The sequence below is a fragment of the Nocardia sp. NPDC003963 genome, assembly GCF_053605105.1.
Genome location: NZ_JBSGIP010000009.1, coordinates 68,957 through 83,913 on the forward strand (window position 1 = coordinate 68,957; position 14,957 = coordinate 83,913).

A 14,957-nucleotide genomic window follows, 5' to 3' on the forward strand; every position below is an offset into this window, starting at 1 on the left:
GGCGGCCGCGGTCGCGCCGCGGGGCTTTAGCATGGTGGAGTGTTCGAACTGGCGATGCTGGTGATCATGGTGGCCGCACTGGCGGGAATGCTCGTCCTGGTGTTACGAGGGCGGCGGGGTGGACGTATGCCCACCGACGCGGAGATCGGCTCGCTCTACCTCACGGGGGTGAGTCCGCGACCCGAGGCGATGGGCGAGCAGTTCGTCACCGTCACCGGGAATCTGTCCGGGCCGTCCGAGCCGGGGAAGGTGGTCTACGGGCGGATGGTCTGGGATGCCGCCTACTGGCCGTCGGTCGGGGATACGCTGACCGTCGCCTATCCGCCGGGTAAACCGGACCGGTGGCGGATCGTCGAGCCGGGCACCGGGTAGTGATCTCGCGCCCCCTGTCCCGATCCGGGTCGGGTCAGCCCAGGACGGTGGCGACGATTCCGGCGAGATAGCCCAGGCGGGCGATCTCCGAGGGGCGGAAATCCGGTCCGCCCGGGCGGCCGAGCAGGAGTGCCTTGCTGGACGGTCCCAGCGGTGCCGCGGCCAGTTTGGTATCCATATCGCGCCAGATCTCGGGGACCCACTCGGCGTTGCCGTCCAGCGCGGTCGGTTTCTGCAGCGGCATCCACGGCACCGACGCCGCCTGGGTCTGCGGTGCGCTCTGGCTGCCCACCACGCGGTAGGCGCCCTGGGCGCCCATATCGAGCACCGTGCTCCAGCCGACGCGTAGCACCCGCGGCACCCCGTCGACCAGCACCTGGAGTCGATCGTCGCGGGCATTGGCCACATTGTCGATGAGTTCGAGTTCCCGATGGGTGTCGAGCACCCCCGAGTAGGGCCGGATGGAATCGACGCGCACATCACCGAGCGATTCCGCGGCGGTGATGAGTGTGTCGGGAAGGGCGTTCGGGGCGATCTCGACCACCAGATCGTCGACCGCGAAACCCGCGCCGCGCTCGACCACGTCCAGCGAGAGGATATCGGCGCCGACGGTTCCGAGGGCTACAGCTAGTGACCCGAGGCTTCCCGGACGATCCGGAAGTTGCACGCGGAGCAGATAAGACACGTGCGTTTCCCTTTCCTTCAGCGGCCGAGGCTATCAACGGATACCCGGTCTGCCCATCCTTACACCCATTATCGAGGGTTATCGACTCGAATTGTGCGCCCGAGCGGGACCGTACAGGTGACGAATGGTGTGAAATGTATAACTTTCGGATTTCGCCGGGGGTTCGCCGACATCCGACGGTGCCGTGCCGGCGGTCCGTGGACGCGCCCGCGGACCATCGGTGGCCCGCCGCGCGGGCTGCCGGGCGACCCCGGCCGGCCACACCATTAGGCTGTTCGGTGCTTGTGATCCGCAGTCCAAACTATCGCCGAAAGGGGTTCGCGGTGACCGCCATCTCCCGCGACGAGGTCGCACACCTCGCCCGGCTGTCCAGGCTCGCCCTGTCCGAGGACGAACTCGATCAGTTCGCCGGACAGCTGGATTCGATCCTCAGCCATGTGCGGACCATCTCCGAGGTCGCCGCCGCCGATGTTCCGGCCACTTCGTCGCCGGATCCGGTGACGAATGTGACCCGTGCCGACGAGGTCCGTCCCGGACTCACCCCGGGGCAGGCGCTGTCCGGGGCACCCGCCGCCGAGGACCAGCGGTTCCTGGTTCCGCAGATCCTGGGAGAGGGCGAATGAGCGCGAACGAACTGACCCGGCTGGGCGCGGCCGATCTCGCGGCCCGTATCCACGGCGGCGAGGTGTCCTCCGTGGAGGTGACCCGGGCGCATCTGGACCGGATCGCCGAGGTCGACGGCGAGTACCACGCCTTCCTGCACGTCGCGGGGGAGCAGGCGCTCGCCGCGGCGGCCGAGGTGGATACCGCGCTGGGCGCCGGGCATCCGCCGGCGTCGCCGCTGGCCGGGGTGCCGCTGGCACTCAAGGATGTGTTCACCACCACCGATATGCCCACCACCTGCGCATCGAAGATTCTCGAGGACTGGGTGGCGCCCTACGACGCCACGCTGACCACCCGGTTGCGCGCCGCCGGTATCCCGATCCTGGGCAAGACCAATATGGACGAGTTCGCGATGGGTTCGTCCACCGAGAACTCCGCCTACGGGCCCACCCGCAATCCGTGGGACACCACCCGGATCCCCGGTGGCTCCGGCGGCGGTTCGGCGGCGGCGCTGGCGTCCTATCAGGCGCCGCTGGCGATCGGTACCGATACCGGTGGTTCGATCCGGCAACCGGCCGCGGTCACCGCGACCGTCGGTACCAAACCCACCTACGGGACCGTCTCCCGGTACGGGCTCGTGGCCTGCGCGTCCTCGCTCGATCAGGGTGGGCCGTGTGGACGGACGGTACTGGACACCGCGCTGCTGCACGAGGTGATCGCCGGGCACGATCCGCGCGATTCCACCTCCCGTGACGTCGCGGTCCCCGCGGTGGTCGACGCCGCCCGGCGGGGTGCGACCGGTGATCTGCGCGGGGTGAAGGTCGGCGTGGTGAAGGAGCTGCACTCCGACAGCTACCAGCAGGGGGTGCTCGCGTCCTTCGACGCCGCCGTAGGCGTGCTGAAGGATCTCGGTGCCGAAGTGGTCGAGGTGTCCTGCCCGCATTTCGAGTACGCGCTGGCGTCCTACTACCTGATCCTGCCCAGTGAGGTCTCGTCGAACCTGGCCCGTTTCGATGCCATGCGTTACGGCCTGCGGGTCGGCGACGACGGCAGCCACAGCGCCGAGCAGGTCATGGCCGCGACCCGGGCAGCCGGATTCGGTCCGGAGGTCAAACGACGGATCATGATCGGCACCTACGCGTTGTCGGCGGGGTACTACGACGAGTACTACGGCCAGGCGCTCAAGGTGCGCACTCTGATCGCGCGCGATTTCGACAAGGCCTACGAACAGGTCGATGTGCTGGTTTCGCCGACCAGTCCGTTCACGCCCTGGAAGCTGGGCGAGAAAGTCGACGATCCGCTGGCCATGTACCTGTCGGACCTGTGCACGCTGCCCACCAACCTGGCCGGGCATCCGGCCATGTCGGTTCCGTCGGGCCTGAGCCGCGACGACGGGATGCCGGTGGGGCTGCAGATCATGGCGCCCGCGCTGGCCGACGACCGGTTGTACCGGGTCGGCGCGGCCTACGAGGCGGCGCGCGGCGATATCGTCTGACGGCTACCGCGGGACCGCCGGTGCCGCGGTGCGCGACATTCGATGGCGGTGACTCCGGAAAGGGTCGCCGCCATCGGCGTCTTCGCGCCGCGGGATATCCCGCCGAGTTCTGTGCCGGGCGGCACGCGCCCCGGGACGGGCCCGCCCGATACCCGGCGGCGTGACTGTCTCCCGGCGTACCGGGCGTATTCGGGTGCCGTCCGGCGGCACCGGCCGGGTCAGCTCGAGTGCAGGCGTTCGGCTTCGCGCCCGGCCGCGGTCGTCATCCCGGGGAATCCTCGTGCGAAGCCGCGGCCGAACAGCAGGCGGACCAGGGGAGACAGCCAGCCGTCGAGTTCGAAATGAGATTCGTAGCGGGTGCGGTCACCGGGCAGCGAGGTCAGCGAATGGGAACGTTTGCTGCGCAGCGCCCCGAGCGGGATCGGTTTCATGGAGTAGGTGAACTCCCGGCCCGGGGTCACGCTGCGGATCCATTCGCGCATCCGGATCGGCCGGGGAGCGAGTTGCCCGACGGTCATCTCGATCGGCGCCCCGACCGTGAGATCGGCTCGGCACCGGGTGATGAACGGATTCCAGTCGCCGTACCGGTCGAAATCGGTGAGTACCGACCACACCACTTCGGCGGGAGCGTCCACCTCGACCACGTCGTCCACTACAAGCACGACCCCAAATTAGAACGTGTTTCAAGTGGGGTCAACCGCGGTCGGCGCGGTCCGTACCGCCTGCGCGGGCATCAGATGCAGGACCGACGGCAGCGCTGGGTCGGCCGGGGCGGCCACGGGCCGGTTCCCGAAACCGGGCAACCATCGGGTACGCGGCAGCAGTAGACGCGCCGTCGCCGGATGTGGCAGTGCGGCTACCCGGCCCGGCCGGACGGGCCCGACCGCGACCGGGCGGCCCGGACCCGTCGTGCGCCGGATCCGCCGGTGCAGCCGCCGGATGCCGAAGACCAGCGCGGCCAGCGCCGCCAGGCCGAGTGCCACCGCGCGCAGCAACCAGGGCCGGGTCGGATGCTCGGTGGCGGCATGAGCCGCCACCTGACCGAACGTCTCCACCACCGGGACCCCGTAGCGCTGCCGCCGGGAATTCAGGTCCACCGCCGTCGCCGCGATCTCGGCCATCGTCTCGCAGCGGGTGCGCACCACCGGTTCGGTATGGGTTTCGCAGGCCTGGTGCATCCGGGTGCTCAGGGTGCGGTCCAGCGCCTGGCGGGCCCATGGTCCGAGCGGGGCACCGGTGCGGTCGGCGTAGCGGAGCAGGTCATAGCCCAGGTCGTGCGCCATACACGCCGTATCGAACTCCGGCGGCAACTCGACCGGGGACGAGCAGTCGCCGCCCGGGGCCACGAGTACACCCTGCCGGACGACCGGCTCATAGCCGAGATATGCCTCGAAATCCCGTGGGATGGCCGCGGCAGCGTCCATGGCCGCTCCACCCGAGGTCAGACCCACCACCGCCAGTCCGGCGGGCGCCGCGACCGAACCGTCGATACCGACGGCCTCGGAGGTCGGCGCCGGCACTGCGGTGATCACCAGTCCGAACAGCGCGGCGCCGGTGAACGCCGGCAGTGAGATGCGCCGGAACCGGCGCCGCGACCGGCGCGGGTGGTCGATACGGGGTGAAGCCATGGTGGGACACCTTAAGCGGTAGACGGCTGCGGGTACGCACGGCAGGTATCGGTACCGGTGACCGGCGTCACCGGGGCGGTTGCCCGCATCCGACCGGCAAACCGGCCCGCCCGGAGGGCCGTCGCCGGCTACCGCGGGGCACATCCGGGCAGTGCCGTGCCCTGGTCCGTGTCGTAGCGATGACCGTGCCCGGGCGGTGCGCCGAGGGCGCCGAGCAGATCCGCGGTGGTCTGCAGGAAACTCGCCACGGGCAGCCAGCGCGGGGTGGGCGCATCACGGCGGGCTGTGGCGAGATCCGGTGGCCGCCAGAGCAGGTCGAGTGACCAGTGCACGACCGGATCGGAGGAATTGGCCAGGACCGCGGTCCGCGCGCCCGGTTCGGGACCCCCGCCGCCCGGCATACCGGCCCAGAGCACCGAGCACACCCGGCGGTTCTGTTCGGCGGCACCGGCGAATACCGCGCTACCGCCGAACGCGCCCAGGCTCTGGCCGTACAGGTGCAGTCGCGGTGGATCCGCCATAGTGGCAACACGTCGCTCGACGGCCGTGAACAAGGCGCGCGCCGACGCCGCTGCCGCATCGCGGCCGAACAGGAAGGTGGCCCAGCTCGGCGCATAGGAGTACTGGAGTGCCACCACCGCGACATCGCCGCCGAACCGGGTGCCGAATCCGCGCAGCGCTCGCGCGTCCACCCAGCCCGATCCGGTCGGCACCGCGACCACCAGATCAGCGCGGTCGAAACCTCCCGCCCGCTCCAGTTCCGCCACGGCGAGCGCGGCACGTGCGGCCAGATCCGGCGCCGAGCGGAGTCCGATGTAGACCTGGACCGCGCCGGGAGGTCCGCTGGTCACGAACCGCTGTCCCTCGCGTCCCAGCGTCGACCAGCCCACCATCGATTCGGCACTGCCCGACCGGGTCACGGTGACCGGCCGGACCAGGCCGGGATCGGCACTGGCGTTCGCGGCGGCATAGGTCCGGTCGCCCCAGCTCACCGCCGCGGGCACCGCGAACAGTGCCATCGGCAGACCGGCGACCACGGCCATGACGAGTGCGCGGGACCAGCCGATCCACCGGAGCAGGCGGCGGCATCCGTATCCGGCCGCCACGATCACCGTGCTCAGCAGGGCCGCCCCGAATGCCCATGACAGCCAGTACCCCGGTCCGGTGGGGGCGACGTCCATGGCGGTTCGCAACGTCTGCTGCCAGTGCTCGGCGTACACCACCGCGCCGAGGACACCGGAGGTAGCGGCCGCGTACGCCAGATGCCGGGTACGTGCGGTGCTCGCCGGAATCCGCCCGCCGGTATGCCGTACGACGAGGCGGGCGAACCGCGCGAGGACCAGCGCCAGCACCACCGTCAGCGCGGTGAGTACGGATTGCGCGGTGGCGGTCCGGGGGAGCAGCCCCGGCGCGAGCGAGACCGCGGTGCCCGCCGCGACGGCGAGTGCCGGCCCGACCGGCGGCCGGTACCGCGGCAGCCGGACGCGCAGCGAGCCCGCGAGCCGGACGAGCAACGGGTGTGCCGGCACCCGCCGGGTGGTCGTCGCGGTATCAGACATGTTTACCCCCGGGGACAGTGGCGACGAGTGGACGGTGGATCCGGGCCCCCGCGAGCAGCGGTGTGGTCACCGGACGGAGGAGTACGAGCACGAGGACCGCGAGCAGGAGCAGGCCGCAGAGTCGCGGAAACCAGGCGGCGAGGGTGCCGGCCAGCGGGAATTCCTCCACGACCGGTACGCCGTAGTCCTGGCGCATCGAGTTGAGATCGACGGCGACCGCGGCCACCTCGGCCATCGCGGTACAACGGCTGCGGGGTAGCAGTTCGGGCCGGCCGGCGCAGGCCGTGCGCATCCGCTCGGCGAGCGCGCGATCCAGTTCTCGCCGCGCCCAGGGCCCGAGCGGGGCGCCGGTGCGGTCGGCGTAGCGCAGCAGGTCGTAGCCGAGGTCGTGGGCTTTGCAGGCTTTGTCGAACTCCGCCGGCAGCGGTACCGGGGACGAACACGAACCGTGCGGTGCGACGAGCATCCCGTCCATCCGCGCCGGCCGGTACCCGGCGACCGTGCCGAAATCGGCCGGGACCTCGGCGACCGCGCCCGGCTCGGTGAGCGCCCGGACCGCCGCCGCGGCGGGGTCCGGCCGGGGGGCCGCGTCGGCGGCGTCGGCGGCCGGGGCCGACACCAGCGATACCGCCGCCGCGAGTCCGGCGGCGGTGATCACCACGCGCCGCGCGGCCTGCAGGGACGGCCGGGCCCGGTGGGGCACGGCATTGTTCGAGACAGCCATGACCGAGGACGTTAGGAATCCGCGACAGTCGCGGCCGTCCCGCTCAGGAGGGGTTTCGCCCCCGCTCCGCGAACCTACGGGGGTACGGGGCCAGTCCTGTGGTACCGGCCGTAATTCACCCCACGGTATGAGGTGCGCCGGGCCCCGAGTTCCTAGTGTCGTGGGAATGAACGACACGAGCATCGCGAAGCCGGCGACCCGGGGGCCGGGTATCTGGGGCCTGATCGTCCGGCCCGGCCTGCGCTGGTGGCTCGATGCCGCCTCGGTCTTCACCGCCGTGACGTTGTTCTCGGTGGCGTGGCCGACCCTGCATCTGACCCATCAGGTGCCCTGGCCCATCGCGCCACTGATCGCGGCGTTCGCCGCCCTGCCGGTCCTGATGATGCGGGTGAACGCGCTGCTGGGCTGGTCGGTATCGGCGGCTTCGGCGCTGTTCATCGCGCTGGCGGTACCGAACCTGCCCGGCGAGGCGATCCCGTTCCAGGTCGTCCATATCGTCGCGCTGTACTTCCTGGTGTTCGCGGTGGCGTTGCGGTCGCCGCTGCAACTGGTCGCGGTGGTGTGGGGTGCGACCTCGCTGCTGCTGGGGGCTGCGCTGTCGGCCGAGGGAGTCGGCGCCGATCCGTGGGCCTGGCCGGTATCCCTGGGCGGGCTGCTCTTCATCGCGCTGCTGGTGCGGTCGCTGGTCAGGTCGCGGTCCGAACTGAACCGGCAGACCGAGATCGGCGAGCTGGAACGAGCGCGTCGCACCATCCTGGAGGAGAAGGCGCGGATCGCGCGCGATCTGCACGATGTGGTCGCCCACCATATGTCGCTGGTCGTGGTCCAGGCGCAGACCGCTCCCTACCGGGTGGAGGGGGTCGGCGACGCGGCGCGCGCGGAATTCGAATCGATCGGGGCGACCGCCCGCGAGGCCCTCAACGAGATCCGTGGTCTGCTGGGAGTGCTGCGCAGCGACGGCCAGCTGGCCGAGCACACCCCGCAGCCGACCGCCGCCGATCTGGAGGCGCTGTTCATCGGCGCGGCCCGCGCCGGGGTGGACCTCACCTGGTCGGTCGACGGAACCCTGGCCGCGATCCCGGATACCGTCGGGTCCGCGCTGTACCGGATCGTGCAGGAATCGCTGGCCAACGCCGGACGGCACGCCCCGGGTGCCCCGGTACGGGTGACGATCGCCAGTGCCACGGAGGTCGAGCTGACCGTGGTCAACGGTCCGGGCGCCGGCGCGGCGGCCGGAGGTACGGGCGGACACGGTATCCCGGGGATGCAGGCGCGTGCGCTCGCGGTCGGCGGGCGACTCGACGCGACACCTGCTCCCGACGGTGGCTTCCGGGTCCACGCGCGGTTGCCGCTCGGACCCGCGACCGAGTTCACGCTGTCCGCCGCCGGTTCGGCCGCCCCCTGACCTCGCCGGTTCCCCCGGCATCGGGCGCACCGGAATTCGGCACCGCCGCCGTTCTCGGCGGTGAGCTGCACGGACCGATGCTCGGCGCACCTGTCCGCCGATCGGGAATTAAGCTGGGCCCGTGGCAATAACCGTGTTGATCGCCGACGATCAGGCCATGGTGCGGCAAGGATTCGGAGCACTGCTCGCCGCCCAACCCGATATCAGTGTGGTCGGCGACGCGCCCAACGGAAAAGTGGCGGTCGCCGAATCGGCGCGGTTGCGGCCCGATGTGGTGCTGATGGATGTCCGGATGCCGGAGATGAACGGGTTGGACGCCGCGCGTTCGATCCTCGGTGCCGGGTTCGATCCGCCGGTACGCGTACTCATGCTCACCACCTTCGATATCGACGACTACGTGTACGAGGCGCTCGGGATCGGCGCCAGCGGGTTCCTGCTCAAGGACGCCCCCGCCGAGGAACTGGTGCGGGCGGTGCGGGTGGTCGCCGCCGGAGAGGCGCTGCTCGCCCCGACCGTCACCCGGCGGCTCATCGCGGAAGTGACCACCCGGCGGGCCGCGCGTCGTGCGCCCGCTCCGGCGCTGGCGTCGCTGACCCCGCGCGAACGCGAGATACTCGAACTCGTCGCCCGCGGTATGTCGAATACCGAAATCGCCACGGCGTTGTTCATCGCCGAACAGACGGTGAAAACACATGTGTCCAAGGTCTTCACCAAATTGGATCTGCGCGACCGCGCGCAGGCCGTGGTGCTGGCCTACGAATCCGGGTTGGTCACCCCCGGCTGAACGGACTGCCAGGTATTCCATGAAGTGCCCCGATTCCCGTTGTCACGGGAGAAGTGGCGCGCTGTGCCCGGTAGGCTCACGAGTCTGTCGGTCGCCTGAAGGGGGTCGTGTTGCTCAACAACGGTGACGTGTTCGCCGGTTTCACTGTCGAGCGGTTGCTCGGCGAAGGCGGAATGGGCGCCGTATATCTGGCCCGGCATCCCCGGCTGGGGAAACAGACCGCGTTGAAGCTGCTCAAACCGGAACTGTTCGCCGACGCCGCGATCCGTACCCGGTTCGAGCGGGAGGCCGATCTCGCCGCCGCGCTCGATCATCCGAGCATTGTCACGGTCTACGACCGCGGTGCCGAGGGCGATCACCTGTGGATGTGCATGCAGTACATCGACGGTGCCGACGCCGGTACGGTCAATCCGCTGGCCCTGGCGCCCGAGAAAGCGGTGCAGATCATCGCCGGTGTGGCCGACGCGCTCGATTACGCGCACGGTATGGGGGTTCTGCACCGTGATGTGAAACCGTCGAATATCCTGCTCGCCCGCGCCAATCCCGGGCAGGGCGAACGCGTTTTCCTCACCGATTTCGGATTGGCCCGATTACGCGCGGAAACGGTCCGGCTGACGCAGACCGGTATGTTCACCGCCACGCTCGCATTCGCCTCACCCGAGCAGATGACCGGCGGCGAAATGGACGGCCGTTCGGATCAGTATTCGCTGGCCTGTGCGCTGTACTGGCTGCTCACCGGTATGGCGCCGTTCGATTCCCCCAATCCGGCCGATATCATCCACGGCAATCTGCAACTCGCGCCGCCCCCGCTCGCGGTGAAACGGCGCGGCCTCCCGCCCGGCCTGGATCCGGTGCTGGCCAAGGCGATGGCGAAGAACCCGGCGCACCGGTACCGCACCTGTGTCGAGTTCGCGAATGCCGCCGAACAGGCTTTCACCGCGCCCGCTCCCACTCAGGCCTATGCGCTGCCGGTCGAGGCGAGTGCGCCGGGCACGGCGTATACCGCTGCGGCGACCGGGTATCCGGCCGCCCCGGGCTCCCCGCCCGCGGGCGCACCGCCCGGTGCGGTCCCGGCCGCCGGCTATACCGACAGCGGATATCCGGGCCGGACCGCACCGGCGGTCCCGCCGGGCACCCCCGCCGGTGGTCCCGGACCGGCCGGGGAACGAGCCGGTGGCGCGGGCGCCGGGCCGGTCGGGTCGGCGGTCCGGCCGGGGGATGTCGAGCACACCGGAGCGCAGCAGATCGTCGCGTCGCCGGGGGTGGGCGGTCCCGGCCACGGGGTCGAATACACCGGTTCCGCCGGGGTGGCACCGGGCCCGGGTGTCGAGCACACCGGCGGGATACCCGTCCAGGCGGTCCCGCGGCACCCGGTGCCCGGGCAGTACCACGGTTATCATCCCGGCCCGGCCGCACCGGTGCCGCGGCGCAGCCGGGCACCGTGGATCGCCGTGGCGATCCTGGTCCCGCTCATCGTGCTGGCCGTGATCGTGGCCGCCGTCCTGGTGGTCGTGGCCGACAGCGATTCCGGTTCGGACAGCGCACCCGCCGCGACGCAACCCTCGACGCTGGAGCGCGGCCCGGGCAGCACCACCGGGCCGGGCGGAGCAGAGACCGACCAGCAGCCGGGTGGTGAACCCGGCGACCGGACCCGGCGACTGTTCCCCACGCTGCTCCCGCAGGGATCCGAGCTGGACGGTTTCGGATATCAGGACGCGATGTGCAGCCAGTACGTGCCCGGTGATCAGATTCCGATTCTCGAGGTGGTGCCGGTCTTCGACGAGGTACTGGAAACCCGTCCCTGGGAATCGATCTGGGATTGCCGGCAGCGGTCGCTGGTGGCCACCCGGCTCGATTACACGATCATCACCTACCCGGATGTCGAGGACACCCTGGAGGTGATCGAGAGCCTGCCCCCGCACGATTCGGTATCCGGCGCCAAGAGCGGCGAACCGTATACCGCGCATCTGTGGGAGGAACCCGGAGATCGCGGCCGGTCCACCGCGAACATGGTGGTGGGCTTCGGTTCCCGCACCGATTCGCCGCGGAGCAATTCGCTGCTGTTCGTCCGCTACTGGGGTACCGAGGCCCGCGACGATATCGACCAGTGGTGGTCGGACGCTCCGCTGTGAGCGCGGCCGGGCGTCAGGCGTCGACCGCGCGCCGCGCCGCCGTCCGTTCGTCGGACCCGATCCGGCCGTCGCCGAGGGTGACCACCCGGTCGCAGTAGTCGACCGCGCCCCGGTCGTGGGTCACCATCACCACCGAATTCCCGGATCCCGCGACCCCGGCGAGGAGTTCGAGAATGGACGCCCCGGTTTTCGAGTCCAGGTTGCCGGTGGGTTCGTCGGCCAGGATGAGCGGGGGATCCATGATCAGCGCGCGCGCCACCGCGACCCGCTGCATCTGCCCACCGGACAGTTCGGCCGGCCGGTGCTCGGCCCGTGCCGCCAGCCCGACCCGTTCGAGCAGTTCCAGCGCCCGCGGCCGGGCCCTGCGGAGCCCGGTGCCGTCCAGCAGTTTCGGTACGGCCACGTTCTCCCACGCCGACAGGGTGGGCAGCAGATTGAAGAACTGGAATACGAATCCGACCCGATGGCGGCGGAACTCCGACTGCCGCTCCTCGTCCAGATCGCCGATCTCGGTGCCCCGGAAACGGATCGACCCGGAATCGGGGCGGTCCAGTGCGCCCAGCATATGCAGCAGGGTGCTCTTACCCGATCCGGACGGGCCGATCACCGAGGTGAACTCGCCGGCCGCCAGGCTCAGCTCGATACCGTCCAGGGCCCGCACCGGTTGGTCACCGACCCGGTACTCCTTCACCACATCGGTCAGTTCCAGCATGGCCGGCTGCGTCATCGCCACCCCCGTCTACCACGGATGTTCGTTATCGGTCCGCGCCCTTCAGGACACCGGCACGGGCGACGCCGTGCGCGCGTCGAGCACCGCGTACAGCACGGGCTGTTCGGCCGCCAGCTCGAGCCGGGCGTCCTCGGTGGTCCAGCAGCGGCCCGGGTCGAGCTCCAGCTTGGCGTCCAGATGAATGTTCCACCGATAGCGCAGCGCCGCAAGTACTCCCTGCGGTCCGCCGAACAGACGGTCGAGGTGGGGAATATCGTCGAAGAGGTCCGGGCGCGCCGGGTCGTGGGCGGCGCGGTCGAGGACGGTGTGCAGGATCGCGGTGCGTAGATGCTGATCTTCCCAAGACATGATCCGAGCCCTTTCCGGTCGGGGCCTGGTATTCGCCGGCCTGGTGGTGCGGCGACCTTGTGTTCAACGCTACGAATCCGGGACAGGGAAAACGTCGTGCCGGGGATGTGAATCGCAGTCCTACCGTGGTCGGAGGCGGGAACCGGCCGTAGCAGGATGCCGAGCGGCCGTGCGGGTGCTTACCCTGGACAGGTGACTGAGAGCCACCTCACACTCGGTGCCGCCGCGGCGGACCGTACGCCACCGGCGCACGGTGGCGCGGGGGAATCCGGGGACGGCTCCGGTCCGCGTGCCCCGGAGCCGGCACATCGGCCCACCACGGATCCGGACCGAGCGGGGAGGTGGGCGCGCGCCCGCTATCGGATGGGTGGCTGGGCGGCGAAGTTGCTTCCGGGTGCCCCGTATCCGCTGCGTGAACTGCCGTTCGACTATCCGCCCAAGGTCGTACTGTTCACCGATCTGGCGTTCCTGGTCATCGGGGTGGTTGCCTGCCTGCAGCGGCACGAGTACTTCCCGACCGCGCTACCGCTGATCGCCCTGGTGCTGTTGTTCGCCTCGGTGCCGACCTACATCCTGTTCGGGATCGTGCCCCGGCCGCTGCCGTTGGTCGCCGCCACCATGATCGCGGCGGCGTTGTTCTTCGTACAACCGGTGGATGCCGATTTCGCGCCGTTCGTGCTGATGGTGGTGATCGCCGAGATAGCGGCGATCGCGCCGAAACGGGTGAGTATCCCGCTGGCCGTGCTGGCCGCGGCCGAACTGATCGCCTTCGCGTTTCTCGGCCAGAGCCTGTGGAACGACCATTCCCTGCGCACCGGCGTCCCGATGTACGTCCTCGGTATCGTGCTCGGCTGGCTGGTCGGGGTGATGCTGCAATACCAGCGGCTGTTCCTCTACCAGGAACGGGAGAACCGGAGCGCGCAGGCCGCGCAGGCCGCGGCCGCCGAACGCAACCGCATCGCGCGCGAGGTCCACGATGTGATCGCCCATTCCCTCACTGTGACGTTGTTGCACGTGACAGCGGCCCGGCACGCGCTGACCTCCGACCGTGATGTGGACGAAGCGGCGGACGCGCTGGTCGACGCCGAACGGCTCGGCCGCCAGGCCATGGCCGATATCCGGCGCACGGTCGGCCTGCTGGATTCGGGACCGTCGGCGCCCGGGGTGGAACCGGGGGCCGATGATATCCCCGCGCTCGTCGACGACTTCGTGAACGCCGGTCTGCCGGTGAACCGGCACTTCAGCGGGGACTTCGGTGTCGTCTCGGCGGCGGTCGGGCTGGCGCTGTACCGCATCTGCCAGGAGTCGCTGGCGAATATCGCCAAACACGCCCCGGGCGCGGCGGTGGAGTTGAGTGTGGATCTGACCGACGGTTCGGCCCTCGTGCGCATTCACAACACCATCCCGCGTGGTCTGCCCGCGCAACTCGGCCGCGGGACCGGTGTCGCGGGGATGCGGCATCGTGCCGACGGGCTGGGGGGCCGTATCCGGATCGGGCCGGAGGCCGGCGGATGGCTGGTGCGGGCCGAGTTCCCCCTCGCCGATCGGCATACCGCCACCGGACGGGACCGGCTGCGCTGTCCGATCTCGGAGATCATCGCCGATCACGACCCGCCCGGGTACCCGGCACCGGACAGTGGTGCGATACCTCCGCCTTCGCTGCGGCCTCCGCGGACCACATGAGACTGCTCGGAGGGAAGAAATGTGATGCTATATCTCCGCTTTCGCTGCGGCCTGTCCGGACCGCGTGAACCACCTTCGAAGGAGCAGAATTGACCAGGGCGGGCGATAGCGATCCGGCGGCGGTAGAGGTGCTGATCGTCGATGATCAGGAGCTCGTACGCGGAGGTCTGCGGCGCATCCTGCGGCGCCGTGACGGTTTCCGGATCAGCGAATGCGCCGACGGGGACGAGGTGCTCGCGGCGGTCGCTGCCGACAGCCCCGATATCGTGCTGATGGATCTGCGGATGAAACGGGTCGGCGGTATCGAGGCCACCCGGATTCTGCGCGCCCGCGCGCCGGAACCGCCCGTACTGGTGCTCACCACCTTCGACGACGATCAACTGCTGTCCGGTGCGCTACGGGCCGGTGCGGCCGGGTTCCTGCTCAAGGATTCGCCGGCCGAAGACCTGATCCGTGCCGTCCGCACCGTCGCCGCGGGTGGCGCCTGGCTCGATCCCGCCGTCACCGGGCGCGTGCTGTCCACCTACCGCAGTACGGCCGCCGCCCCGGCCTCGCCCACCGGGGCCGTCGAACTGACCTCTCGGGAACGCGAGGTCCTGGTGCTGATCGGCCGGGGCCGGGCGAACAGTGAGATAGCCCACGCGCTCGGAATCTCCGAGGTGACCGTGAAATCCCATGTGGGTCATATCTTCGGGAAACTGGGAGTGCGTGACCGCGCGGCGGCCATCGTCTACGCGTTTGACCACGGTGTGGTCTCCCCTGGACAATCCAGGATTTGACGGGCAGCCCGAGTGCGATCCGCGCCCAGG

Annotated in this window: 15 protein-coding genes; 8 read left to right on the plus strand and 7 right to left on the minus strand. The window is 70.1% G+C overall.

Going from position 1 to position 14,957, the window contains the following annotated elements; all coding sequences use genetic code 11:
• The first annotated feature begins 39 nt into the window (after positions 1 to 39).
• Complete coding sequence (locus ACWEWT_RS18035) at positions 40 to 372, plus strand: hypothetical protein (RefSeq protein ID WP_452560270.1); 333 nt, start codon at positions 40 to 42, stop codon at positions 370 to 372.
• Between the two features lie 34 nt (positions 373 to 406).
• Here the strand turns inward: ACWEWT_RS18035 and ACWEWT_RS18040 are convergent, their stop codons facing one another.
• The gene (locus tag ACWEWT_RS18040) at positions 407 to 1,057 is read right to left on the minus strand and encodes an amino acid-binding protein (protein ID WP_452560271.1); all 651 of its coding nucleotides are present in this window, start codon (positions 1,055 to 1,057) and stop codon (positions 407 to 409) included.
• Between the two features lie 323 nt (positions 1,058 to 1,380).
• Between ACWEWT_RS18040 and gatC the strand changes: the two genes are divergently transcribed.
• Positions 1,381 to 1,680: an Asp-tRNA(Asn)/Glu-tRNA(Gln) amidotransferase subunit GatC gene (gene gatC, locus ACWEWT_RS18045; RefSeq protein WP_327150309.1), complete on the plus strand. Its 300-nt coding sequence runs from the start codon at positions 1,381 to 1,383 to the stop codon at positions 1,678 to 1,680.
• Positions 1,677 to 3,155 carry an Asp-tRNA(Asn)/Glu-tRNA(Gln) amidotransferase subunit GatA gene (gatA, locus tag ACWEWT_RS18050; RefSeq protein WP_452560273.1) on the plus strand — a complete coding sequence of 493 codons (1,479 nt, stop codon included), beginning with the start codon at positions 1,677 to 1,679 and terminating at the stop codon, positions 3,153 to 3,155. Before gatC ends, gatA begins: the two co-directional genes overlap by 4 nt.
• Positions 3,156 to 3,373: 218 nt before the next feature.
• Here gatA and ACWEWT_RS18055 read toward each other — a convergent pair whose 3' ends face one another.
• The 4 genes from ACWEWT_RS18055 to ACWEWT_RS18070 all read right to left on the minus strand — a co-directional run bounded on the left by ACWEWT_RS18055 (position 3,374) and on the right by ACWEWT_RS18070 (position 7,066).
• On the minus strand, positions 3,374 to 3,817 hold the full coding sequence (locus tag ACWEWT_RS18055; protein WP_452560275.1) for an SRPBCC family protein: 444 nt from the start codon (positions 3,815 to 3,817) through the stop codon (positions 3,374 to 3,376).
• Positions 3,818 to 3,838: 21 nt separating this feature from the next.
• A complete protein-coding gene (locus tag ACWEWT_RS18060) occupies positions 3,839 to 4,783 on the minus strand; it encodes a hypothetical protein (RefSeq protein WP_452560276.1) in 945 nt (314 codons plus the stop codon).
• 128 nt (positions 4,784 to 4,911) lie between these two features.
• On the minus strand, positions 4,912 to 6,342 hold the full coding sequence (locus ACWEWT_RS18065; protein ID WP_452560277.1) for an alpha/beta-hydrolase family protein: 1,431 nt from the start codon (positions 6,340 to 6,342) through the stop codon (positions 4,912 to 4,914).
• The gene (locus ACWEWT_RS18070) at positions 6,335 to 7,066 is read right to left on the minus strand and encodes a hypothetical protein (protein WP_452560278.1); all 732 of its coding nucleotides are present in this window, start codon (positions 7,064 to 7,066) and stop codon (positions 6,335 to 6,337) included. The genes ACWEWT_RS18065 and ACWEWT_RS18070 overlap by 8 nt, the downstream gene beginning before the upstream one ends.
• A 166-nt stretch (positions 7,067 to 7,232) precedes the next feature.
• Here ACWEWT_RS18070 and ACWEWT_RS18075 point away from each other — a divergent pair, with 166 nt between their 5' ends.
• The 3 genes from ACWEWT_RS18075 (at position 7,233) to ACWEWT_RS18085 (ending at position 11,387) form a co-directional block, all read left to right on the plus strand.
• On the plus strand, positions 7,233 to 8,471 hold the full coding sequence (locus ACWEWT_RS18075; RefSeq protein WP_452560280.1) for a sensor histidine kinase: 1,239 nt from the start codon (positions 7,233 to 7,235) through the stop codon (positions 8,469 to 8,471).
• Positions 8,472 to 8,592: 121 nt separating this feature from the next.
• Positions 8,593 to 9,255, plus strand: a complete 663-nt coding sequence (locus ACWEWT_RS18080) for a response regulator (RefSeq protein ID WP_039825978.1) — start codon at positions 8,593 to 8,595, stop codon at positions 9,253 to 9,255.
• A 107-nt stretch (positions 9,256 to 9,362) separates the two neighbouring features.
• The gene (locus tag ACWEWT_RS18085) at positions 9,363 to 11,387 is read left to right on the plus strand and encodes a serine/threonine-protein kinase (protein ID WP_452560283.1); all 2,025 of its coding nucleotides are present in this window, start codon (positions 9,363 to 9,365) and stop codon (positions 11,385 to 11,387) included.
• Between the two features lie 13 nt (positions 11,388 to 11,400).
• On the opposite strand, the gene ACWEWT_RS18090 is transcribed toward ACWEWT_RS18085, so the two are convergent.
• Together ACWEWT_RS18090 and ACWEWT_RS18095 are read right to left on the minus strand one after the other, a co-directional pair.
• Positions 11,401 to 12,114, minus strand: coding sequence for an ABC transporter ATP-binding protein (locus tag ACWEWT_RS18090; RefSeq protein ID WP_452560285.1), 714 nt, complete (start codon positions 12,112 to 12,114; stop codon positions 11,401 to 11,403).
• Between the two features lie 45 nt (positions 12,115 to 12,159).
• On the minus strand, positions 12,160 to 12,465 hold the full coding sequence (locus ACWEWT_RS18095) for a hypothetical protein (protein WP_452560287.1): 306 nt from the start codon (positions 12,463 to 12,465) through the stop codon (positions 12,160 to 12,162).
• A gap of 192 nt (positions 12,466 to 12,657) precedes the next feature.
• Between ACWEWT_RS18095 and ACWEWT_RS18100 the strand changes: the two genes are divergently transcribed.
• Complete coding sequence (locus ACWEWT_RS18100) at positions 12,658 to 14,148, plus strand: sensor histidine kinase (RefSeq protein WP_452560289.1); 1,491 nt, start codon at positions 12,658 to 12,660, stop codon at positions 14,146 to 14,148.
• A 128-nt stretch (positions 14,149 to 14,276) separates the two neighbouring features.
• Positions 14,277 to 14,927, plus strand: coding sequence for a response regulator transcription factor (locus ACWEWT_RS18105; protein WP_452560444.1), 651 nt, complete (start codon positions 14,277 to 14,279; stop codon positions 14,925 to 14,927).
• Positions 14,928 to 14,957: the final 30 nt, after the last annotated feature.